Raw genomic sequence first — 22471 nt, forward strand, 5'->3', positions numbered from 1 at the left:
TCTTTATATATCGACTTATAGTATCGACAGCCTTAAACCTGAATTCAGCAACCGACCGTTTTTACCGTGGGGCAAGCCTCACTCCTGATGGGGAAAACGGCATTCAACCGCTAAATTGAGGCTAACAAATCTTTATCAATAATATCCTCATAATCAATAGGTAACAGATTTTTAGAGGCATATATCACGATGGTTTGTCTTCAGCAATGATGGATAACCCTTGTAACTCAATGATGAGCTGTATATGCTTCTGCATTTTTTAGCAGTGGGCTTTCAGTGATAACCGTCTGTGGAAGCCCTATGACGGGAGCGTAGCTTTATGCGAGTGATTTTGCTGGGGGCGCCAGGTGCCGGGAAAGGTACTCAGGCAAAATTTATCATGGAAGAGTTTGGTATTCCTCAGATTTCTACCGGTGATATGCTGCGCGCCGCCATCAGATCCGGCTCTGATCTTGGCAAAAAAGCCAAAGGAGTAATGGACGCAGGTTCATTGGTGTCTGATGAGGTTATTATTGCATTGGTCAAAGAGCGTATTGAGCAGGATGACTGTGCTAAAGGCTTTCTTTTTGACGGCTTTCCACGCACCATTGTTCAGGCAGAAGCACTGCGAGATGCTGGTGTTGCTATTGACCATGTGATTGAAATTGCTGTGGAAGACGATACTATCGTTCAGCGCATAGCGGGTCGCCGTGTGCATCCTGATAGCGGTCGTACTTACCATATTCAGCACAACCCCCCTAAGGAAGCGGGTAAAGATGATCTGACCGGGGAGGCATTGATTCAGCGCGACGATGATCAGGAAGAAACCGTTCGCAAGCGCCTGTCAGTATACCACAGCCAAACGGCACCCCTGATTCACTTCTATCAGGCCATGGAAGGCCAGCAATACAGCCGTATTGACGGTGCTGGTAATGTTGATGCCATTCGCGCGGCTGTAATTGACGCATTAAAAGCGCCTGTTATCAACGCCTAGGCCGAGAACAAAAACGGTTTGAGGTATTTTCTCTGTTGATTTGGGGTGAACAAAGGATCTGTTTACAGCATAGAAAATAACCAAACCCTGTTTTTTTGCCATAGGAGCCTGTCGGACTTATGCTCGAAAGCATAAGTCCGACAGGCTCCCAGGCTGCCAGTACCGCCTGGGACTAAACCCCACAAAGCTTCCGTTGCTATCACCGGCAAGGCAGAGACTCACACCGTGGCAGATTCCCCTCTGTGGGAATCACAGCCGCACTGGCAGTGCCTGAATGAAGGGGGCGTAGCATGTATTCCCTGCTTTTGATTGCCGATACTATTTCCCAGGATGTCCCATGAAATTGCTTGTCCTAGATACCGCCACAGAAGCTTGTTCCGTTGCCCTGAATATCGATGGCGATGTACTTGAGCACTATGATGTCATTCCGCGTCGCCACAGTCGTGAGCTATTGCCCATGATTGAGAAACTTCTGAACGATGCCGGTTTCACCTTGCGACAGATGGACGCGCTGGCCTTTGGCCGAGGTCCGGGGGCATTCACCGGCCTGCGCGTGGCCACCGCCATGGTTCAGGGACTGGCATTTGCCGTGGACTGTCCGGTGATCCCCATATCGACGCTGGCAGCTCTGGCGCAACAGGGCTATCGCCGCTATCAGGCTCAATCAGTCCTATCGGTCATTGATGCACGCATGGATGAAGTATACTGGGGGGCTTTCATCGAGCACCAGGGCGTTATGACGTCAGTCTGTGATGAACAGGTGACTAAGGCAGAGCGGCTGGATTTACCACCGGCTTTTCAATCAGAAACAGCTTTTGGCATGGGCACAGGGTGGGGGTTTCATGACCGTTTACCTGTCACTGTTCGCCAGTATGACAACAAAGCGCTTCCCCATGCGGCTGATATGGCTGTCATTGCCGCACAAGATTTTAAGCGGGGCAAAGTATTACCGGCTGAAGCAGCTATGCCGGTTTATTTACGCGATAAAGTTGCATTAAAAAAGGATGAGCGGCAGGCGTTGTTGGAATAAGCTTGAAAGCTCAATAAAAGGACTCTTGCAAAAGGAGCGAGACAAGCTGAGACAAGGCAAAAAGGTTAGAAGCAGTCTTAAAAGTCTGCCTTTCAAAAAACGACTCTTCTCATCACTGAGCTTATGTTTCTTATGTCAATACAATCCCGGTAGTCAACATGTCCGCAATAAATGTTCCGTTATTTCTGGCAATACAAGATTGGCCAGAAGAAATGCTCCCCCTCAAACGGTTTTTTACGTCGTTAGGGGCACAACCCCTTTGCGCTAAAAAGCGGCTTCCAGAGGCATCAGTTATTATTGAATATACCTGCGACGGTTTAGGGCTTCGACGCGCGGGTAAAAAAGATTCCCCTGTGACTGTTGATTTTGTCGGTGGTAAAGTAGGGCACCGTCGTCGGTTTGGTGGGGGTAAAGGGCAGGATATCGCTAAAGCAGTGGGCTTGAATAAAGGCGTCACTCCCCGCGTTCTCGATGCCACCGGTGGTTTGGGGCGGGATGCGTTTGTGTTGGCAACGCTCGGGTGTCAAGTCACACTGCTTGAGCGCTCCCCCATCATTGGGGCACTGTTGGAGGATGGCTTGAAACGAGCGGCCTTATGTGGAGACGTTGCTGACATTATCAGCCGTATGGGCCTGATTCAAGGTGATGCCGTGGGGACGATGACTGCCATGCTCGATGAACAGAAACCCTATGATGTTGTTTATCTCGACCCCATGTTCCCTCATCGGGATAAATCAGCGCTGGTAAAAAAAGAAATGCAATTGTTTCATTCCCTGATAGGAGATGACAAAGATGCCAATGCGCTGTTACCCCCTGCTTTGGCATTGGCAACCCACCGCGTTGTAATTAAACGCCCGAGAAAAGCCCCTTTTCTGGCTGATGCATCGCCCACCTACAGCCTTGAGGGAAAAACCTGCCGATACGATATTCATTCATTGAAGCGTTTTGCAACATAAGAAACGTGAATTGGACGCTCTAGCCCGGATATTTCATAAACTGCCCTGAGAATTGCGCGAAACCTTGCGGCTCTAAGGGATTATTCTGCTTCAAGAAGCAACACTCAAAATCAGATGGGGAAGGATGTCAACTGCCAGGTCTCGAAGAGAGAGGCGCTGAGCAAGTTGAGCAAACATTACTACACGCTCAGTTCCAAGGCAGCGTCCTTACCTTGTCCTCACCACTGTTCGATCCACCACTTTCTGAAAGTCATGTTTAGGAATCACTTTAAGCAATTGATAGAAAATATTAGTATGACGCTCCCTGCTTATTCCTTGATTGATTAATCAGGCAGCAGTGGTTCATGATCTTTTGTGAAAAACGAAACTGATGAGAGTATTTCCGCGTCCCTGCCATAAACATTCTTGCGTTTACAGACTTTCCACGCCAATATACCCACCTAACAGGATGATAGGGGTTGATGTATGTTGGTTGGTTGACTCTCCCCGCTCCAGAAAAGATAAGCACTGATATCCACTTTTCTGATTGATTTTTCCCAGGTATACCGAGTTATGTGTCTAATGGTATTATGTCGTGTAAAACAGTTAAAAAAACATGTTCTCAGTATGCTGATACTGGGAGGTATTTTTACATTTGCCCATGCTGAAGAACCCAAGAAAAAACCCGTAGCCGTCAATATTGAAACAGCCTTAGTCACTGGACGTTCTTCACCTGTAAGCCTCACCAGTATTGGTACACTCCGTGCCCAGAATGACACGGAACTGAGTTTTGCAGGCTCAGGTCACTTGGAGAAGATACTATTTCCCGAAGGCGCGACGGTAAAAAAAGGGGATGTTATTGCCCTACTTGACAGTAGCACAGCCAATGCTCAGTTGGCATCCGCTAAGGCACAATTGATTGAGGCTCAATCCAATTACCAGCGTTATCAGCTGGTGAAAGATAAAAATGTATTTTCTGAAGTTGAGCAGGTTTCCATAAAGACCAAGCTGGAAGAAGCTAAATCCAATAAAAAAGTAGCGCTGACCGCTTTGGAAAACCTGAAGCTAAAGGCGCCTTATGACGGTGTGCTTGGCAGCTATCACTTTGACCTGGGGGCATACATCGGTGTTGGCTCTGCTGTGGTCAGGCTGGTTGACGTGGCCAGACTGGATGTCACTTATTCCCTCGAACAAAGTGAGAGAAACGATGTCAAGTTAGGGCAGATCGTTCATTTAACCTCCGCGGCAGTGCCTGATCATACCTTTAAAGGCTCTGTGATTTACGTTGCTCCAACAGTGGACCCCTCAACAGGCCGCTTTGATGTCAAAGCAGGGATCAGCAATAAAGACAAACTACTGTCACCCGGATTTTCTTCCAATATTGTCCAGTTCCTGGGCAAACAGCGGCAGATGCTGATTATTCCTCAAACGGCCGTTGTCGCTGATGGGGCGAATTATTATGTGTTCCGGGTCACGCCGAGTAATCATGTTGAACGAATTATGGTCAAGATTGGCAAAAATACCAATGACGGGTTTACTGAAATTACCCAAGGATTAAAAATTGGCGACCAAGTAGCCACAACCGGCACTGAGCGCCTGGAAAATGGTTCTCTTATCGCTATTTCCAATACCAAACCATCCGATAAGGTACCGGCAAAGGACAAAAATAAGAACAACAAATCAGCCATTACTGAACCTGCCCATAAGCAGAAGACTGGTGGTAGCAGTCCAGACAATCCTCCGGTGAAGTCACGGCCATTGCCTGAACCTGGCTCTTCAGCGCTTAAGTCAGGTTCACCTTCTTCTGAACAGCCCGAAGGAAAGTAAAAATGAATTTACCGGAGGTCTGTATACGGCGGCCTGTAATGGCTACCATGTTGTCGCTGGTCTTGGTGGTCGCTGGTTTAGTGGCATTTTTCAAACTCGGTTACAGTTATTTTCCATCCATCACATTGCCAACTGTTTCGATCGGCACCCATTATGACGGGGCCAGTTCGGAGTTTATGGCCGATGAAGTCACGAAAAAAGAAGAAGATGCGCTGACTGATATCGAGGGCATTGACTACATGCTCAGCAGTAGTGAGGATGGCAGCAGTAGCATTACCGTGATGCTCAATGACGATGTGCCGTATTTTGAAACCGTTAATAAAATACGCAATAAAATCCTGGGTGCTCAATCTGAACTTCCTTCCGGACTCCATAGCCCACCATCGGTTGGTGATAATACGGGAACCACCTGGGATGTTGTGCCTACCCTGACCATCGCATTTACCAGCAATGACGACACGACGGATGCGCGTGCCATCTATGATTACGTGAACGATAATGTTGTACCGCAGCTGGCGAATCTCGAAGGTGTCGGGCAGGTGCCCCTGCATGGGTCTTCCAGAGTTGCCTTGCGGATCTCGCTGGATATCGAAAAAATGGCTACGCTCGGGGTTACGCCCGAAGAGGTGACAGCTGTTCTGCAAAATAACAATGCCGGTTATACGGCCGGCACTATTGAGAGTGAACATAGAAAATACACTCTGGTTCCTTCCAATACTCTGCGATCAATTAGCGATTATGGCAATCTTATCATTCGCTACTCTCAGGATAACCCTGTTCGTGTAAGCGACGTGGCAACATTGGCATGGGGTACGGAAAGCCTGACGATCTCTCCGGCCTTCTACAATGGTCAGCGGGCAATTTCCATGCAGATTCGCCCCTTCCGTAACGCCAACCCTGTTGAAGTCGCTGACCTTGTGCTCAAGACGCTGGACGCCAAGATCAAGCCGAAGCTACCTAAAAATATTGGGATGCATTTAAGCTACAATCAGGCGATTTTTATCGAGGACGCTATCAACGCCAGTTATTCCACCATCGTTGAAGCTGTCATTCTGGTTTCTTTAATTATTTTATTATTTTTAGGCTCTCTCCGATCAGCGGTGATTCCGGTCATCACGATCCCGGTATGTCTGATTGCCACCTTCGCCGTCATGTATTTTCTGGACTTTACCATTAATACGGTCACACTGATGGCCATTGTTCTGGCTATTGGCCTTGTGGTGGATGATGCCATTGTGGTGCTGGAGAACAGTCACCGCTGGATGGAAGGGGGGCATACGCCTTTTGTCGCGGCTATCAAAGGTTCAAATAGCATCGCCTTTTCTGTGATTGCCATGACCTTGACACTGGTGGCCGTTTATATGCCGCTGGTGTTTTCCTCTGGCATTGCTGCTGAGGTTTTTAAGCAATTTGGTATCACCCTCTCAGCAGCCGTCGTGATTTCCGGTTTTGTTGCCATGACACTCTCTCCCATGATGTGCTCCCGTTTAATGCACCAAAAAGAGAAGCAGCACGATTGGTTTATCAAGGTAGAGTCGATTCTGACGGCCCTCACAGAAAAATACAGCCAGGCTTTGACGCGGACGTTTGTATCCGGCAAATGGATTCTGGGCGGCTTTGTGGCTATTGTGGTTCTCGGTACCGCGATGTTCTTGACGCTGGGACAGGATATGATCCCCAAAGAAGACACCGGCTATCTGGAGACCAATATCAGAGAACCCGCGAACAGTAACCAGGCCTTTACCAATGAGAATATGGCCAAAATTGACAAGGCTATTGCTAAAGAGCCAGAGATTGCTCATAACATGTCGTACTGGATTGCCGGTGGCGCAACTAATTTCATGACCCTCAAACCGTGGGATGAGCGCAATGAGTCCGTTAGTACGCTGATTGAGCGATTGAATAAAGAGCTTGCGGCCGCAGCGCCGGGCATTGATGTGGCTGTTTCACTGCCTGACCCTGTAGATTACGGCTATGGTGCCAATTCCTTTAAAATGCAATTAATGACACTCAGCAAAGATCCCCAGGCATTAATTGAAAGCTCCAATAAAGTGGTCGAGGCACTGAAGAAATACCCAGGTCTGCAAAACGTTGCCAGTTCCATGGTGTTTGATACGCGTCAGTACGATGTGGAGATTAATCAGGAGCGAACATCGCAGCTCGGTGTCGACCCGGCCTCAGTACGTAATGCCTTGAGCCATTTCCTGGCCGGTACCCATGCCACCGATATAAGAACGAAAGATGACAGCATCTATCCCATTATTGTTCAGGCCAAAGAAGAATACCTCAATGACTTTAGTATCCTGAAAGATATCCGGGTGCAGGCCAGTGATGGCGCATTGGTCCCCCTGTCACAGATCGTGACCTTCAAACCATCCACAGCTCAGCCAAGCATCAAAGGCTTTGATCGTAAAGTTGCCGCAGAAATTACCGCTACCTTTGTGCCGGGCTATACCATGGGTGAGATCCGTAACTATATCGACCAGCACGTAAAAGGTCTGTTGAAAGACAACGAATCCTTCGATTTTACCGGTGCGCTGCGTGAGCAGGAGAAATCCCAGTCAGAGAGCTTGTTCTATTTTGCCCTGGGGCTATTGCTGGTGTACATGATCCTGGCCGCACAGTTTGAAAGTTTTGTGGACCCGCTGATCATTATTATCACGGTTCCCCTTTCCCTGTTTGGGGCTTTACTGACCTTGCATCTTGTGGGAGGAACACTCAATGTCTTTACGAATATTGGACTGTTAACGCTAATAGGATTGGTCACCAAACAAGGCATACTGATCGTCCAGTTTGCCAATGAGCGCCTGAAAGATGGCATTGAACCTGCCCGCGCTGCTGTGGAGGGAGCAAAAACCCGCTTGCGGCCAATTCTAATGACTTCCCTGACCATGATCATCGGGGCCCTGCCATTGGCTTTGTCCACAGGGCCTGGCTCAGTAGCGCGTTCTCAAATTGGTTGGACGCTGGTCGGTGGCATGCTGATCGGCACTTTCCTGACCCTGTTCGCTATCCCGCTGGCCTACAGCCGTATTAAGGCCTGGGGACGGAATATGAAACCGGTGTCACCAACACCTTCAGTGTGACCCAAAACACCTTCAGTGTGACCCAAAAGGGTCATATCCACTTCGCTGCGCGCAGACAACCTGAGAAGCCATCTTAACAGTCTGCGCGCCGCGAGAATCTGACTCGCTCTACCGCATTTCATGCTCGAAAGCTTAAGCCCGACAGGCTCCTAGGAGGCTGACCGAGAATAGACTGCCCTACTGCGACTGCGATAAATTGGTCTAAAAATTCCTGCTTCTTCGTCAAATAGCCCCATTATTATCCTCAGAAGCAGAAATTTTTATCCTCAATTTCTCGCAATCCTCGCTACGGGCGCTATTCTCGGTCAGGCTCCTAGTACTTCAAAGGTCAACCATTATCAGTAGTCCACCCTGCAAAACAGGGGCCACAAACTATCTGATTAAGGGAAATTAACTAACCCTTTACGGCATGTTCTTGTGGTTAACTTCTCTGTACAGGATCTATTTTTAATAGGGAGTCCAATAATCCGAGAATGTAAAACATGTCTAAATATACAGCTTTGGTTGCTTCCCTGTGCATGACCATGATGGCTTCAACAGGTTACACTTCAACAATGAAACCACCTGCTGACAACGCCTTCCCTTTCAACGTTCTCATCGACAACGGTGATGTAGTAAAGGATACAAGTCAAGCTCCTTATTCCAGTCTGGTAAAAGTCAATTTTAATGGCTATTTATGCACAGGCACGTTAATAAATTATAATGAGGTACTCACTGCCGGACACTGCGCAGAAGATAAAAACAGTAAAAAAATCGAACCTACCGCATATACCATCACGTCTTCTGACGGTAAAACATCGTGGCATGTAAAAAAGGTTGAGACATCTTATATACAAAATCCAGAAAGTGATTTCGCCGTATTAACGATAGATAATACGGATAAAAATGTCCCCACGGTAGCGCTGGCCTCAGAAAAAGTTACTCAGCAGTTCCTTTTAACAGATTACCCGCCATTACTTGCTGTTGGTTACGGTATTGACTTAGCCCGGCCTGATAAAAATTACAATGCCGACTTACAACAAGGCGTAATAACACCGACTTCGCAGTTTAATGCTGAAAAAACGGTCAGTAATGGCGTTGCCTGGTTTTTAAGTAAGGGTCTTGTCCTTCCCCTTAAGTATGACCCCAAAGGCGTATTTGCAACGTGTTCAAAACAGCCCACAGATCATGGCGACAGTGGTGGTCCCGTCTTTTACAAGAACCCAGCCGATAATGAGATTTACCTGGTGGGGACAACCAGCAGAGGGCTGACAGTTAAAAATCCTGGTGAAAGGGGTGAATTTCTGTCCTATGACCACTGTATTGATCACAGCAACGTGGATCAGGAAGGTCAAAAACTTTCTGTATTCACTGATTTAACTTATAACAGCCTTAACTACCAAAAACTTAAAAACATCGAAACACAAATGAATAAGGATTGAACCTTATCACCTGTTGAAACTGAGCCTGTTGATCTCTGGTGCTATCACCGTGAACAGGCTCAGAATTAAAGGAGGGAGTCAAAGCTAATTGCAGGATCTATTTTTAACAAACTATTACTAACACGAGAAGGTAAAGCATGTCTAAATATATAACGTTGGTTACTTCCCTGTGCATGAGCTTAATAGCTTCAGCAGGTTACCCTTCAACAACAAAATCACTGAATGACAATACGTCACCTTTCGATGTTTTCATCGACAGCGGTAATATAGTGAAGGATACAAGTCAGGCTCCTTATTCCAGTGTGGTAAAAATTACTTATAATGGTCAGTTATGCACAGGGACGTTAATCCGTTATAATGAGGTACTCACTTCTGGAGACTGTGTACAAGATGAAAGTGGTAAAAAGATTGCCCCTGCCATGTATACCATCACGTCTTCTGACGGTGAAACATCTTGGCATGTGAAAGAAATTAAGACAGCTTATTCACACGATCCGGCAAGTGATTTCGCATTGTTAAAGACCGATAATACCAATAAAAACACCCCTTCAGTACCACTGGCCTCAAAAGAAATCACTCAGCAGTGGCTTTTGACAAATTACCCATCATTACTCACTGTTGGTTACGGTATTGACTTAGCCCGACCTGATAAAAATTACAAGGCCGACTTACAACAAGGGGTCGTAAAGCCCACTTCGCAGCTCAATGCTCAACATACGGTCAGAGATGGGCTTGCCTGGTTTAAAAGTAAAGGGTTTATCGTTACGGGGACGTATGGCGACGGTAAAGGGATGTTCTCAACCTGCTCAAACCAGGCAATAAATTATGGTGACACTGGTGGCCCGGTCTTTTACAAGAACCCGAGGGATAATACCTATTATCTGATCGGGACAACCGGCGCAGGATTGACATTCCCAAACCCCGATGCAAAAGGTGAATACCTGTCCTACAACCGTTGTATTGATCACGAAAATGTGGATCAGGAAGGCCAAAAACTTTCTATATTCACTGATTTAACCCATGGCAGCGCCAACTACTATAAGCTTAAAGACCTCGAAGGACAGATTTGACATCCTCCTCCAGCGAGGTCGAGGGTGTCGCGAAACGCTTAATTTTCTCCGTCGTCATCCCGTACAGGGATTGTAAGGGAGCTATGCCACAAGGACGTGAATCACTAAACCCCCATGATGCGTGCGGTTAGAGTGCCTTCCATAGCGTGTGGTTCCTGTACATTCCCTGTACAGGATGACGTGCGGGGTGTATTTCAGCGTTTCGCGACAGCCTCTCTAGGAGCCTGACCGAGAATAGCGCCCGTAGCGAGGATTACGAGAAATTGAGGATAAAAATTTCTGCTTCTGAGGATAATAGTGGGGCTATTTGACGAAGAAGCAGGAATTTTTAGACCAATTTATCGCAACCGCAGTAGGGCAGTCTATTCTCGGACAGGCTCCTAGTGCGGGGATGTAAGCGAGGCTTGCAAAGCAAGCCATTTGTTGTATTCTCTGTCCGTCAGGCGTTTCCAGCGATTACGCCACCTGACAGGAAAAGTAAAATACCTCCGCTTTCTGCCCGTGTATCTCAACAATCCGAAAGGTAGAGCAGATTGTCGAATAAGGCGTATACCGCTATTGGTAAGGGATACGCCGCGGTAGGGCATTGCCGTCTGGTAGCAGGAATTCCCGTCGTTCACGTCGGGGAGGATGTCAACCTCGGGCACAGTGGCTCTCAAGAATGGGCAGTTATACCAAAACGATTGCATCCCGCGCCAGACGTTCAGGGTTTTACGCGCTTTCGATAAAAAAATGCCCTGTCACTGTACAATAACAGAGCCTGAAAGTGCGAGGAGTCAGGATTCGCCTAACTGCCTCAGATAAGTATCTGAGAGCCTTGAAGCAGAAGAGTCTGGGTACTTCTCAATAACAGACTTTAGCAGATCCCTTGCTTTCTGCTTATTCCCTAAAATATCTGCCAAACGCCCAAGCTTATAGGTCGCGTCAGGCACCTTTTGACTATCAGGAAAGTTTTTGAGCACAGCAGAAAATGACGCTTCTGCCTGTTCGTACTGAGCCTGTGCCATTTGGACCTCACCCAGCCAGTACCGCGCGTTGGCAGCGTAGGCACCATCAGGGTAGTCAGCCAACTGTTTTTTCAGCACACGCAGGGCATCATCAAACCGTTTCTCCTGAATCAGGGAAAAGGCCTGATCATAAATGGCTTTCTCTGGACTGACATCAGCGCCAGAGGCTAAATTATTTTTAGAAGATACAGAGTTGCTCCCTGCGACAGGCGCTTTCCTTTCACCGGACGCCACCCCATTGCCAGACAATAAAGAGAGGCGTTTATCCAAATCCATATAACGGTCTCGGCTTTCCTGTTGCAATTGTTTGAGAAGGTGCGCTTGCTCTTCCACCTGCCCGCGCAGATCCATCACATCATTGCGCAACTGTTCCAGCACATTGAGTAAATGGGCAGTTTCACCTCCGCTGTTAGCCTGCTCGGTCACACCCGCCAGCTCAGGTACCGTAGCGGATTTAATATTGCTGACAACACTGGCATCAGGGCGAGGTTCCACCACAGGCACAACAGCAGATACCGTTGGCGCAACACCCAGGGCAGTTACCAGTACCATTAAAGACAAGTGACTTCCAAGTCCCCTTTTCATCAATAGCGCAACACTCATTCAGTTCCTGTCCGTTTTAGTTTACAAGGATCACCGCCCGGCGGTTCTTCGCCCAAGCAGCGGCATTATGGGCAACATCCAATGGCTTTTCAAAGCCAAAGCTAATCACTTCAATACGGCTGGTATCCACACCCTTGGCCACCAGATAGTTTTTAACAGCGTTAGCCCGGCGCTCGCCCAGAGCAAGATTATAAGTACGGGTACCACGCTCATCGGTATGACCTTGAATCACCACACGCTTGTCCATTGCACCCTCTGAGTTAAGATAAGCCGCCTGGACATCAAGGGCTTTATAATCACGGTCAGTCAGTTTTGAGCTGTCAAACCCAAAGTGATACTGAGTATGATTCAGTAACTGCTCAATTTGGGCAGGGGTTTCACCGGTAATTTTGCCACTATCAACTACCGCCTGAACAGCAGGGTCCAGCACAGGCGTAGTATGCACAACCACTTCATCAGTAGTCAGTGGTGCTGTAGGTGCTGTACTGGTGCTGGCCACACCCGAACTGCTTTTACCGCCAGAAGAGGCACAACCGGTCAGCCAAATGGCCGTGGCCATTACAGCAGTGATTTTTACAATTTTTCCAGCTTGCATTTCAAACTCCACATTTTCCAACATCAGTATTCACTAGTGCCATCCAGGCAGCGCCCAACTGCTTTTAAGTAATCCCTGTACACTAGCAGCCTGTCGGACATAAGACAATTTCGGCCTAAAATCCAGAAAGTGCGAGAAAGCGCGAGAAAGCGCGAGAAAGCGCGGCCAGCATTTCCGATCAATTTGCTTAAACAAGTCAACTATTCGCACAAATTGATCGAAAATTCTGACTCGCCCTACTGAATTTTATGCTCGAAAGCTTAAGTCCGACAGGCTCCTAGCAGAAAAAACACGACTGGGGCCACAGATGTATGGCTTTTAAGGGCATAGGTCATGAGACATTATCGCCCCGGATTCATACTCGGCCCCCAGACCGGCTCACGCACATCACCAACGGCGGAAGGCAGGCGGTATTTGACCCGCCCGTCTAATGAGACAATACCCAGCTCACCGTGCTCTTTGCCAGGGGCTGAGTAGATAATCCGCCGTCCACCAGGAGCAATACTGGGTGAATCTTCCAAAGTAGAAGCCGTCAGCAACCGCAACCGCCCGGTTTCAAGGTTCAGGACACCAATGTTAAAGTCATTGGATGCCTCCCCTTTATGCACCAGGGCAATAGACTTGCCATCGGGGAAAACTTTACCCCGGGCATTAAACTTACCAACATAGGTCAGCCGATGGGGCTCGCCATCGGCAGCATAAAGCCCACTGCCTTTTGTGACAATACCCAGCTCGTAGATCTGTGCGCTCCCCCCCCGGTTAGAGGTGAAGATGATGGATTTTCCATCAGGTACCCAGGCAGGCTCCGTATCAATGGAAAAGTGGTCAGTAATCTGGCTGAGTTTATTTGTCGCCAGATCCAGAATATAAATCTCGGGATTACCGCTTTTCGATAGCACTAACGCCAGTTTCTTGCCGTCAGGCGACCAGGCCGGCGAGCTGTTGATACCTTCAAAATTGGTAACCTGTCTGCGGTTTCCTGTAGCAAGATCCTGTATATATATAGCGGAGCGCCCTGACTCAAAAGAGACATACGCCACTTTAGTACCATCAGGCGACCAGCTTGGCGAAAGAATGGGTTCTTTTGAGCGGAAAATTGTCCGTACGCGCTTGCCATCCGCATCGGCATACTTGAGCTGATAATCAAAGACAGGGGGTACGTTGATTGTCTCTTTTCCCTTGACCACTTCTTTCGCAGGCTCAGTCATATTAGCTGTGATATAGAGCAAACGTGTAGAAAAATCGCCCTCTGTGCCGGTAATTTTTTTGTAAACAGCATCACTCACCGCATGGGCCACCCCGCGCAACTGTGACTCCACCCCTTTGACTTCACCGCTTAGGATACTGTGCTGACGAACAATATCAAACAGACTGAAACGCACCGTATAGGTCTGTCCAACCTTATCCACACGGCCAGTCACCAAATAAGCGGCTCCCAGCACTTTCCAGTCCCGGTAGACAACCTCTGACGCCTCGCTTGGAAAGCTCAGCATATTGCTCCGTGGCAATGACGTAAACAAGCCACTCAAGGTCAGATCATTACTGACAATACCCGCCAGATCCTCAGGCAATAACGCATTTCCAGACCAGGCAAAGGGTGATACAGCTACGGTTGTCAGTTTGTCATTACCCTGAGTGACTTCCAGGACCAGATCAGCCTGACTCAGCCGGGTCATCAATAACAGAGCAAGCAGCACAAATCCACTCACCCATTGGGGTAACCAGAGTTGCCCGCCCCTGTTTAACCAAAAGTTATTTATCATCTTACCAAATCCTCTGGACTAAACCGGATAGTAACGCGTCTGAAATAGCGGTCAAAAATACGCCGGTCCATTGACTTTAATTCGACAAACGGCGCCGCCAGCTTGATAGCCTGAACCACCGAGCGATCAAAGGCGTCATTACCACTTCCTTTTATTATTTTGTACCCCTGAAGCTGGCCAAAAGGTGACAGTCGAATTTCAATTTCTGTCACCATACTGTTGCGCGCGCTCAGTGGCCGATTCCAGGTTTGCGAGACCAGCTCCGTCAGCATCCTGCTGTATTGGGATACTTCAACAGCATCTTCCGCGGCCTGCTCGGCTTCCGCAAGGGCCTTTTGCTCCCGTGCCGCCTGTTCATCAGCCAGCTTTTTTTTCAGAGCGTCTTGTTCACGCTTCTGTTGTGCCTGGCGTTCTTTGGCCAGAGCCTGCTGTCGCTCCTGCTCTTTACGTCTGGCGTCTTCTGCCGCTTTCTTCGCCTCGGCTTCTTGCTTTTTCTTCAAGGCAATCTGCTTCTGGCGTTCGGCTTCTTCCCGCGCTTTTCTCTGTTGTTCCTGCTGACGCTGGGCCTTTTCCTGCTCTGCCTTTTGTTTTTCCTGCTCTGCCTTTCGGGCTTGTTCAATAGCAGCTTTGTCTTCCACTTCGCGAACGACAGGTTTAGACGGTGGCACAACGGTGGCTTTGATAGAGGCTGGTGACACCGTCAACGGTGGTGAACCCGGCCATTTAACAATCATCAGACCAAACATCACCCCATGAATAAACAGTGACGCTACCACGGGAAAACCATAACCACGGAACAGTCGCGAGGAAAATTGTTTGAATCTTGTTGTCATATCACTTTTCATTCAGTGATGCCGCGTCCGTGATCAACCCCACATTATTAACACCCGCGCTCCGCAAACGTGCCATCAGTATTACGACTGCTCCGTAGTCCACCTTTTTGTCTCCTTTGATCAGCACATTAGTAGCGGGTTTAGCGGCCAGAACCTTACTGACTTTTTCCTGAATACTCTTCAGGGAAGTCGCTTTATCTTGCTGATCGCCCAGATCCAGGAAATACTGACCATCGGCTTTTACCGAGACAATCAGGCTTTCCTGATTTTCAGGAACAGGTATGGGTTTGCTGACCACTTCAGGCAACTCAACTTTTATCCCCTGTGTGAGCATGGGGGCACTTACCATAAACGCCACCAGCAGCACCATCATGATGTCGATAAACGGCACCATATTGATATCCGCCATGGGTCTGCGCCGGGTTCTTGCTCTGGACATGAAACCTCCTGCGCTACTGCGGACGACTGTGCACTTTACGGTGCAAGATACTGGAGAACTCGTCGGCAAAGGTTTCGTAATTCGACAACAACGCATCCACCCGTGAAGTATAACGGTTATACGCAATCACGGCGGGAATCGCTGCAACCAGACCTACCGCCGTTGTCAACAATGCTTCAGCAATTCCCGGTGCGACAGAAGCGAGGGTGGCCTGCTGTACCTGCGCCAATCCGCGAAAGGAATTCATAATACCTACGACAGTACCAAATAACCCGACATAAGGACTGGTTGAGCCGACACTGGCCAGAAAAGGCAGGTGCATCTCCAGTTTTTCCTGCTCACGGGAGATGGCTACCCGCATCGCACGCTGTGTGCCCTCCATAATGGCATCAGCATCCGTGGTGCCAGGCGTGCGCAGGCGGGAAAATTCCCTGAAGCCCGCTTTAAAAATCTGCTCAAGGCCACTTTCTTGATTATCGTAAGCATCGACCTCTTTATAGAGCTGCGATAAGTCCATCCCGGACCAGAAGCGGTCTTCAAAGGCCTGCATGGACTGGTGTGTCACCCGCAGCAAAATGCCCCGTTGCACAATCATGACCCAAGACACTGCTGACGCGATCACCAGCATCAATAATACAAACAGCACGACCCAACTGGCATCAGTTATCAATGCCAGCAATGACAAATCATCAGTCACTGAAACCCTCGCTTCTTCTCATTCGTTGTTGATACATTTTTCCAAAAGCACTGACCACGCTAGCCGGTAATCGGGCTGGCTTCAACGTCTTCGCATCAACACAGGCAATGATAATACGCCCGGTGCAAAGGGAGCGTAGATTATCCTGTAATAACACCCGTTGACAAAAAACTACCCGACTCCGTCCCACGGACACGATATCTGCTGTTGCCCAAAGGCTATCATCAAGCTTAGCCGGGTGATGGTACTTTACATTGGCTTCGGCCACCACAAAAATCCGGCTGTGTTCAGCCAGTATCCTGGTCATTTCGACACCATACTTTCTTAACAGTTCCGTTCGTGCGCGTTCCATGAAACTCATATAGTTAGGGTGAAAGACCACGCCAGAGCTGTCAGTATCCTGATGATAAATACGAACAGGCCAGAAAAAGCTGGCAACAGAAGAAATATCCACGAATACACGCTCTCACGAAAAATAAATTACCAGGAGGCTGTCGGACTTAGGCTTTCGAGCATAAAATGCAGTAGGGCGAGTCAGAATTTTCGATCAATTTGCTTAAATAGGTCAACTATTCGCACAAATTGATCGGAAATTCTGGCCGCACTTTCTCCCACTTTCTCGCGCTTTCTCGCACTTTCTGGATTTCAGGCCGAAATTGTCTTAAGTCCGACAGGCTCCTGGCATTGTTTCATGCTGCGATAAATTTCCAAAGCACTTTAGAAACTGCTCACGACTTTTTATCTTAACTTCAGCAGTTGACCGCTTTTAATTTGCTCAAAGCCCTGCTGCTCAAGGAGAAAATGGCATTCAACGGCCCACCTTGGGGTCAGTAAAGAACGCTATACCACTTCAGAAAAAACTGCGCTGCAATGTCCCTTTTAACGACCTCCTCCAGCTCGAGGCTGTCGCGAAACGCTGAAATACACCCCGCACCGTCATCCTGTACAGGGAATGTACAGGAACCACACTCTAACCGCACGCGTCATGCGTGTTTAGTGATTCACGTCTTTGTGGCACAGATCCCTTACAATCCCTGTACGGGATGATACGATTAATGACCGCATCCTTACCATAAGGAGCATTGATGATGATTCGGATTAGCAGATAGACGCCAATGCGAATGATTAAGCGCACTCATTTTCACGCATCACCCTATGGCAGGACGCAAGCGTTTATTCAGCACAATGCTGTAGGTGATAATATAATAAATGCGTAGCTATTTTCGCTGCCTGAGCAGGTGCTGAAAAGGGTACAATTTTTTATATGAGGCAACCGGAATGAACAGAGTATTACTGGCTATTTCACTCTTCATTACCATGATATTTTTTACCCATGCTAAGTTTGCTTTTTCTTATAACCAGCATGATTTGGAAGTAGATTTTGTTAACAATACCAAATACGCATGCACAGTGACAAACAGTCATCTTAAGTATGGAATATGGCAAATAAAACCACTTGATAACATAAAAGCAGGGGGTAAATGTAATTGGGACGTCCTTCAGATTGCTCTCCATGGGCCTGATATCTACGTAACAATGAAATGCGGTGATTACTCTTTTAGTGTAAGAAATCAACAAAACCTCAGTGCCCTTCAAGGCGGAAATCAACATAGCACTACGTTTAATGTAGATAAACACCTGAATGTTACCAACAAACAAATTCAGCACGCCTCTTTTACTGGTCAGAAGCCCGGTATTGCCCAGGTAACTGTTTCATTGAAAAGAGGTCAATATGAGTTTGAATAAAAAGGGAAACAAACTATACCTATCGTCTTTTCAACCACCGTAAGGGCTGACAAACGGGTGGCAGATCAGCAGGAGTTACTGCTGCGTATCGGTGGGAGATACGACATTGGCAGAGGGTAAAGAGTACATTGAGAATAAGAAAACACCAACATAGCGTCAAGGCTCCCAGACTCGCCCCTAAAGGGGTGAGTCTGCACCACATTTCAGATCAAGTGATTGGGCGGAGCCTGCTTTTTTCAGGAAACATTCGGGCTAACAGAACCTGAGACTCAACTTTTACTCATCTGTCCTTCGATAGTTTTAAGTTTTTTGTAGTTGAAGCTGCCATAGGTTAAATCAGTGAATATAGAAATTTTTTGGCCTTTCTGATCCACGCCGTTGTGATCAATACAACGGTCATAGGACAAGTATTTACCCTTTACCTTGGAGTCTGGAAATGTCAGCCCTCCGCTGGTTGTTCCTATCAGATAAAAGCTATGATCTGCCGGGTTCTGGTAAAAGACCGGACCACCTGCGTCGCCATAATTAATTGCCTGTTTTGAACAGGTTGAAAATACCCCTTTACCGTCATACTTACCGGTAATAGTAACCCCTTTACTTGAAAGCCAGGCAAATCCCTGTTTGACCGTCTTTTGAGCATTAGATTGTGACGTTGGCGTTACTGTACCTTGTTGTAAGTCGGCCTTATTATTTTTATCAGGCCGGGCTAAGTCAACACCGTAACCAACAGTAAGTAATGACGGGTACTTTGTCAAAAGCCAGTGCTGAGTGACTTGTTTTGAAGACAGTGGCACTGTGGGGGTATTTTTATCCGTATTATCTATCTTTAACACGGCGAAATCACTTGCCGGATCCAGAGTAGAAGCTGCCTTAATCTCTTTCACATGCCACGATTTCTTACCGTCAGAAGACGTAACGGTAAATAAGCCAGCGGCAATCACTTTACCGCTTTCATCTTGCGTGCACTCCCCGGCAGTGAGTATCTTGTTGTATTGTATTAATGTACCTGTGCACAAATGACCATTAACCTTGATTTTTACCAGAGAGGAATAAGGACTCTTACCTGTATTTTTAACGACACTGCCGTTGTCGATGAAAACATTGAAAGGAGACGTATCGTAAGTCGGCGATTTTATCGTTGAACTGTAACCTGTCGAAGCTGCCAGAGTTACACACAAAGAAGCAACCAACGTTATATATCTGGACATGTCTTGCTCTCTCGTGTTGTTGAAACTCAGTTAAAAGTAGATCCTACCTCGATAGGCTCGCCACAAGCATTTATCACTAATGGCTAGTTAATTTCCCTGATTATTTTGACGCGAATAGCTATTTTGAGCGGGAGTACCGATACATTGATGCTCGGAAGTGTCATTGCTTTTATGTCGTTTGCTTTTGTACAAACCCGTGTGTACATGTTATCAGACAGCTCAGGATCAAAAACCCCACCAGCGCGTTAGCCCGGTGGAGCTAGCAACCACCAGGAGCCTGTCGGACTTATGCTTTCGAGCATAAAATTCAGTAGGGCGAGTCAGAGTGTTAGGTGGCTACAAGAATACCCAGCATCCTTCGTAAAGGTTCAGCAGCCCCCCATAGCAACTGATCACCCACGGTAAAGGCTGACAGATACTCTGATCCCATGTTTAATTCGCGCAATCGACCGACAGGAATATCCAGTGTGCCAGCGACCTGGGCAGGCGTCAGTTTCTGCATAGTCTGTTCACGGTGATTCGGTATCACAGACACCCAGTCATTGGATTGCGCGATAATCGCCTCAATATCGGTCACGGGGATGTCACGGCGCAGTTTTATGGTGAGCGCCTGGCTGTGACAGCGCATAGCACCGACACGAACACAAAGACCGTCCACAGGTACATGGCCCTCAGGGTGGCCCAGAACTCGGTTAGCTTCTGCCTGGCCTTTCCACTCTTCACGACTCTGCCCGTTATCCAGCTCACTGTCGATCCAGGGAATCAGGTTGCCAGCAAGGGGCACACCAAAGCAGGACTGAGGCAGCTCAAGGTTTCTCAGTACGTTGGTAATCGACTGATCAATGGTCAAAATCGCACTGGCCGGATCAGCTAGCATCTGACTCACTGCCGCGTTCAAATACCCCATCTGGGTAATTAACTCACGCATATGTTGAGCCCCGCCACCACTGGCGGCCTGATAGGTCGTTACCGAGAGCCACTCCACCAGATCCTGCTGAAACAAGCCGCCAATGGCCATCAGCATCAAACTGACCGTACAGTTACCCCCGATAAAATTTTTAACGCCGTCATTCAATGCGTTGTCGATCAGGTCGCGATTCACCGGATCCAGCGCAATCACGCTGTCGCTATTCATCCGCAGTGCCGAGGAAGCATCAATCCAGTAGCCATCCCAACCCGTGGCCCGTAATGCCGGAAATACCTGCTTGGTGTACTCTCCTCCCTGGCAGGAGATAATGATATCCATAGCACCAAGGGCATCAATATCATTAGCATCCTCCAGGGCTGTTACAGGTTTGCCCACATTCGGACCGTGGTGCCCCAGCTGGGAGGTGGTAAAAAACAAAGGATCAATCGTGGCAAAGTCATTTTCCTGCTGCATGCGTGACACCAGTACAGAACCGACCATGCCACGCCATCCGACAAAACCAACTTTTTTCATCGTTGTATCACTCCTTTACAACCGGCAATCACGTCATTAATGCCGCAGCCACGGCATCTCCCATAGCAGCAGTGCCCACGGTTTCACCACTGTCATCGGCAATGTCAGCCGTTCTGAGGCCCTGGTTTAACACCCCACCCACCGCTTTTTCTATGGCATCTGCTGCTGCCTGTTCATCCAGAGAGTAGCGCAACAGCATGGCCAAAGATAAAATCATCGCCAGGGGGTTCGCTTTATCCTGACCGGCAATATCAGGGGCAGAGCCGTGCACCGGCTCGTACAGCCCTTTACCTTCAGCATTGAGGGATGCTGAAGGTAACATACCGATAGAACCCGTTAACATAGCCGCGCAATCGCTCAAAATATCGCCAAACATATTGCCTGTGACGATCACATCAAACTGACGGGGGTCGCGTACCAGCTGCATAGCAGCGTTGTCCACATACATATGACTCAGTTCAACGTCGGGGTAATCCCTTGCCATCTCGCTGACAACATCACGCCACAGCGCTGTCACTTCCAGAACATTGGATTTATCAACAGAGCATAACCTTCCCCCACGTTTTTGTGCTGCCTCAAAGGCAACCCTGGCAATACGGCGGATTTCAGACTCACTGTAAACGTATGTATTGAACCCTTCGCGCTCGCCATTTTCCAGGGTTTTGACCCCCCGGGGATGGCCAAAGTAAATACCGCCAGTTAACTCGCGAACAATCAGAATATCCAGACCGGCAACAATCTCCGGCTTCAGGCTCGAGGCTTGAGCCAGTTGCGGGTATAAAATCGCCGGACGAAGATTAGCAAACGACACTAACCCTTCACGCAGGCGTAACAGCCCTTTTTCCGGGCGTTGATCCATGGGTAAATGATCCCACTGTGGACCACCAACAGCGCCAAAGAGCACAGCATCCGCACCACAGGCCTGTTTGAGCGTGGCCTCACTCAGCGCTGTCCCTTCTTTATCTATGGCGGCGCCACCCACCAGGCCGTGAGTCACCTCAATGGCTAATTGAAACCGCTCCCTGACAACATCCAGTACCTTTACTGCTTCGCGGAGAATTTCGGTACCCACGCCATCACCGGGCAAACAAAGAATATGCTGACTCATGCGTCATTGTCTCCTGTCGTATTATTGTCGAATCTCTGTTCGCGAAATAGCCAGGGATTTTTCTTCTGGTACTGCCGCTCAAAGGCTTTAATAGCATCCGCCTCCTGAAGCGTAATTCCAATGTCGTCTAACCCATGCAGCATACAGTGCTTGCGAAAGGCATCCACGGTAAAGTCATGGATGTTACCGTCAGGGGTCATCACCACGCCTTTTTCAAGGTCTACCGTCAAACGATAAGGGGACTCGCTGTCGGCCTCTTCCTGAAACAACTGATCAATAACCGGCTCGGGTAACGTCACCGGCAGAATGCCGTTTTTAAAACAGTTGTTGTAAAAAATATCGGCAAAGCTAGGGGCAATAACACAGCGAAAACCAAAATCCAATAATGCCCAGGGCGCATGCTCACGACTGGAGCCACAGCCAAAGTTCTGGCGTGCTAATAAAATGGAAACACCTTTGTAGCGCGGCTTGTTCAGCACAAAATCGGGATTAATCGGACGGGTTGAACAGGCTTGCCCCGGTTGCCCTTCGTCCAGATAACGGACTTCATCAAACAGGTTGGGTCCAAAGCCCGTGCGCTTGATAGACTTCAAAAACTGTTTCGGGATAATCATGTCGGTATCGACATTAGCCCGGTTCAAGGGCGCGACCATGCCCTCATGTATCGTAAATGCCTGCATCTGACTTGC

Annotated in this window: 19 protein-coding genes; 8 read left to right on the top strand and 11 right to left on the bottom strand. The window is 48.2% G+C overall.

Features of this window, described 5'->3' with window-relative positions:
• Positions 1 to 319: 319 nt before the first annotated feature.
• The 7 genes from adk (at position 320) to V4C51_RS08285 (ending at position 10342) form a co-directional block, all read left to right on the top strand.
• A complete protein-coding gene (gene adk / locus V4C51_RS08255) occupies positions 320 to 973 on the top strand; it encodes an adenylate kinase (protein WP_330925676.1) in 654 nt (217 codons plus the stop codon).
• Positions 974 to 1310: 337 nt separating this feature from the next.
• Complete coding sequence (gene tsaB, locus V4C51_RS08260) at positions 1311 to 2003, top strand: tRNA (adenosine(37)-N6)-threonylcarbamoyltransferase complex dimerization subunit type 1 TsaB (protein WP_330925677.1); 693 nt, start codon at positions 1311 to 1313, stop codon at positions 2001 to 2003.
• 158 nt (positions 2004 to 2161) lie between these two features.
• Complete coding sequence (locus V4C51_RS08265; RefSeq protein WP_420797642.1) at positions 2162 to 2959, top strand: class I SAM-dependent methyltransferase; 798 nt, start codon at positions 2162 to 2164, stop codon at positions 2957 to 2959.
• Between the two features lie 552 nt (positions 2960 to 3511).
• Positions 3512 to 4765 carry an efflux RND transporter periplasmic adaptor subunit gene (locus V4C51_RS08270; protein WP_330925678.1) on the top strand — a complete coding sequence of 418 codons (1254 nt, stop codon included), beginning with the start codon at positions 3512 to 3514 and terminating at the stop codon, positions 4763 to 4765.
• A gap of 2 nt (positions 4766 to 4767) precedes the next feature.
• The gene (locus V4C51_RS08275; RefSeq protein WP_330925679.1) at positions 4768 to 7851 is read left to right on the top strand and encodes an efflux RND transporter permease subunit; all 3084 of its coding nucleotides are present in this window, start codon (positions 4768 to 4770) and stop codon (positions 7849 to 7851) included.
• A gap of 482 nt (positions 7852 to 8333) precedes the next feature.
• The gene (locus tag V4C51_RS08280; protein WP_330925680.1) at positions 8334 to 9272 is read left to right on the top strand and encodes a trypsin-like serine protease; all 939 of its coding nucleotides are present in this window, start codon (positions 8334 to 8336) and stop codon (positions 9270 to 9272) included.
• A 137-nt stretch (positions 9273 to 9409) separates the two neighbouring features.
• Positions 9410 to 10342 carry a trypsin-like serine protease gene (locus V4C51_RS08285; protein ID WP_330925681.1) on the top strand — a complete coding sequence of 311 codons (933 nt, stop codon included), beginning with the start codon at positions 9410 to 9412 and terminating at the stop codon, positions 10340 to 10342.
• A 776-nt stretch (positions 10343 to 11118) separates the two neighbouring features.
• Here V4C51_RS08285 and ybgF read toward each other — a convergent pair.
• The 7 genes from ybgF to V4C51_RS08320 form a co-directional block, all read right to left on the bottom strand.
• Positions 11119 to 11952, bottom strand: coding sequence for a tol-pal system protein YbgF (ybgF, locus tag V4C51_RS08290; protein WP_330925682.1), 834 nt, complete (start codon positions 11950 to 11952; stop codon positions 11119 to 11121).
• A 16-nt stretch (positions 11953 to 11968) separates the two neighbouring features.
• Complete coding sequence (locus V4C51_RS08295; protein ID WP_330925683.1) at positions 11969 to 12547, bottom strand: OmpA family protein; 579 nt, start codon at positions 12545 to 12547, stop codon at positions 11969 to 11971.
• Positions 12548 to 12888: 341 nt separating this feature from the next.
• Positions 12889 to 14310: a Tol-Pal system beta propeller repeat protein TolB gene (gene tolB / locus V4C51_RS08300; RefSeq protein WP_330925684.1), complete on the bottom strand. Its 1422-nt coding sequence runs from the start codon at positions 14308 to 14310 to the stop codon at positions 12889 to 12891.
• Positions 14307 to 15143 (bottom strand): cell envelope integrity protein TolA, encoded by an 837-nt coding sequence (gene tolA, locus V4C51_RS08305; RefSeq protein ID WP_330925685.1) that lies wholly within the window; start codon positions 15141 to 15143, stop codon positions 14307 to 14309. The genes tolB and tolA overlap by 4 nt, the downstream gene beginning before the upstream one ends.
• Before the next feature lies 1 nt (position 15144).
• Complete coding sequence (gene tolR, locus V4C51_RS08310) at positions 15145 to 15582, bottom strand: protein TolR (protein WP_330925686.1); 438 nt, start codon at positions 15580 to 15582, stop codon at positions 15145 to 15147.
• A 13-nt stretch (positions 15583 to 15595) separates the two neighbouring features.
• Positions 15596 to 16279 (bottom strand): protein TolQ, encoded by a 684-nt coding sequence (gene tolQ / locus V4C51_RS08315; protein ID WP_330925687.1) that lies wholly within the window; start codon positions 16277 to 16279, stop codon positions 15596 to 15598.
• Entirely contained in the window at positions 16272 to 16733 is a 462-nt protein-coding gene (locus V4C51_RS08320) for a YbgC/FadM family acyl-CoA thioesterase (RefSeq protein ID WP_330925688.1), read from the bottom strand. The genes tolQ and V4C51_RS08320 overlap by 8 nt, the downstream gene beginning before the upstream one ends.
• 824 nt (positions 16734 to 17557) lie before the next feature.
• Here V4C51_RS08320 and V4C51_RS08325 point away from each other — a divergent pair.
• Positions 17558 to 18025, top strand: coding sequence for a hypothetical protein (locus V4C51_RS08325; RefSeq protein WP_330925689.1), 468 nt, complete (start codon positions 17558 to 17560; stop codon positions 18023 to 18025).
• Between the two features lie 269 nt (positions 18026 to 18294).
• On the opposite strand, the gene V4C51_RS08330 is transcribed toward V4C51_RS08325, so the two are convergent.
• The 4 genes from V4C51_RS08330 to leuD all read right to left on the bottom strand — a co-directional run bounded on the left by V4C51_RS08330 (position 18295) and on the right by leuD (position 22462).
• Positions 18295 to 19233: a trypsin-like serine protease gene (locus V4C51_RS08330; RefSeq protein ID WP_330925690.1), complete on the bottom strand. Its 939-nt coding sequence runs from the start codon at positions 19231 to 19233 to the stop codon at positions 18295 to 18297.
• A gap of 328 nt (positions 19234 to 19561) precedes the next feature.
• The gene (asd, locus tag V4C51_RS08335) at positions 19562 to 20674 is read right to left on the bottom strand and encodes an aspartate-semialdehyde dehydrogenase (protein WP_330925691.1); all 1113 of its coding nucleotides are present in this window, start codon (positions 20672 to 20674) and stop codon (positions 19562 to 19564) included.
• Between the two features lie 28 nt (positions 20675 to 20702).
• Positions 20703 to 21782, bottom strand: a complete 1080-nt coding sequence (gene leuB, locus V4C51_RS08340; RefSeq protein WP_330925692.1) for a 3-isopropylmalate dehydrogenase — start codon at positions 21780 to 21782, stop codon at positions 20703 to 20705.
• Entirely contained in the window at positions 21779 to 22462 is a 684-nt protein-coding gene (gene leuD, locus V4C51_RS08345) for a 3-isopropylmalate dehydratase small subunit (RefSeq protein ID WP_330925693.1), read from the bottom strand. The genes leuB and leuD overlap by 4 nt, the downstream gene beginning before the upstream one ends.
• Between the last annotated feature and the right edge of the window lie 9 nt (positions 22463 to 22471).

This window comes from Candidatus Sororendozoicomonas aggregata (assembly GCF_031528575.1).
Lineage (GTDB): Bacteria > Pseudomonadota > Gammaproteobacteria > Pseudomonadales > Endozoicomonadaceae > Endonucleibacter > Endonucleibacter aggregata.

What these genes read in the sequence shown, in the direction of transcription:
- V4C51_RS08265 (WP_420797642.1), top strand. Translation starts at nt 2,162, where the DNA reads ATGTCCGCAATAAATGTTCCGTTATTTCTGGCAATACAAGATTGGCCA.
- adk (WP_330925676.1), top strand. Translation starts at nt 320, where the DNA reads ATGCGAGTGATTTTGCTGGGGGCGCCAGGTGCCGGGAAAGGTACTCAG.
- ybgF (WP_330925682.1), bottom strand. Translation starts at nt 11,952, where the DNA reads ATGAGTGTTGCGCTATTGATGAAAAGGGGACTTGGAAGTCACTTGTCT.
- V4C51_RS08280 (WP_330925680.1), top strand. Translation starts at nt 8,334, where the DNA reads ATGTCTAAATATACAGCTTTGGTTGCTTCCCTGTGCATGACCATGATG.
- asd (WP_330925691.1), bottom strand. Translation starts at nt 20,674, where the DNA reads ATGAAAAAAGTTGGTTTTGTCGGATGGCGTGGCATGGTCGGTTCTGTA.
- leuB (WP_330925692.1), bottom strand. Translation starts at nt 21,782, where the DNA reads ATGAGTCAGCATATTCTTTGTTTGCCCGGTGATGGCGTGGGTACCGAA.
- tsaB (WP_330925677.1), top strand. Translation starts at nt 1,311, where the DNA reads ATGAAATTGCTTGTCCTAGATACCGCCACAGAAGCTTGTTCCGTTGCC.
- tolR (WP_330925686.1), bottom strand. Translation starts at nt 15,582, where the DNA reads ATGTCCAGAGCAAGAACCCGGCGCAGACCCATGGCGGATATCAATATG.
- tolB (WP_330925684.1), bottom strand. Translation starts at nt 14,310, where the DNA reads ATGATAAATAACTTTTGGTTAAACAGGGGCGGGCAACTCTGGTTACCC.
- V4C51_RS08295 (WP_330925683.1), bottom strand. Translation starts at nt 12,547, where the DNA reads ATGCAAGCTGGAAAAATTGTAAAAATCACTGCTGTAATGGCCACGGCC.
- V4C51_RS08330 (WP_330925690.1), bottom strand. Translation starts at nt 19,233, where the DNA reads ATGTCCAGATATATAACGTTGGTTGCTTCTTTGTGTGTAACTCTGGCA.
- V4C51_RS08325 (WP_330925689.1), top strand. Translation starts at nt 17,558, where the DNA reads ATGAACAGAGTATTACTGGCTATTTCACTCTTCATTACCATGATATTT.
- V4C51_RS08285 (WP_330925681.1), top strand. Translation starts at nt 9,410, where the DNA reads ATGTCTAAATATATAACGTTGGTTACTTCCCTGTGCATGAGCTTAATA.
- V4C51_RS08270 (WP_330925678.1), top strand. Translation starts at nt 3,512, where the DNA reads ATGTGTCTAATGGTATTATGTCGTGTAAAACAGTTAAAAAAACATGTT.
- leuD (WP_330925693.1), bottom strand. Translation starts at nt 22,462, where the DNA reads ATGCAGGCATTTACGATACATGAGGGCATGGTCGCGCCCTTGAACCGG.
- V4C51_RS08275 (WP_330925679.1), top strand. Translation starts at nt 4,768, where the DNA reads ATGAATTTACCGGAGGTCTGTATACGGCGGCCTGTAATGGCTACCATG.
- tolA (WP_330925685.1), bottom strand. Translation starts at nt 15,143, where the DNA reads ATGACAACAAGATTCAAACAATTTTCCTCGCGACTGTTCCGTGGTTAT.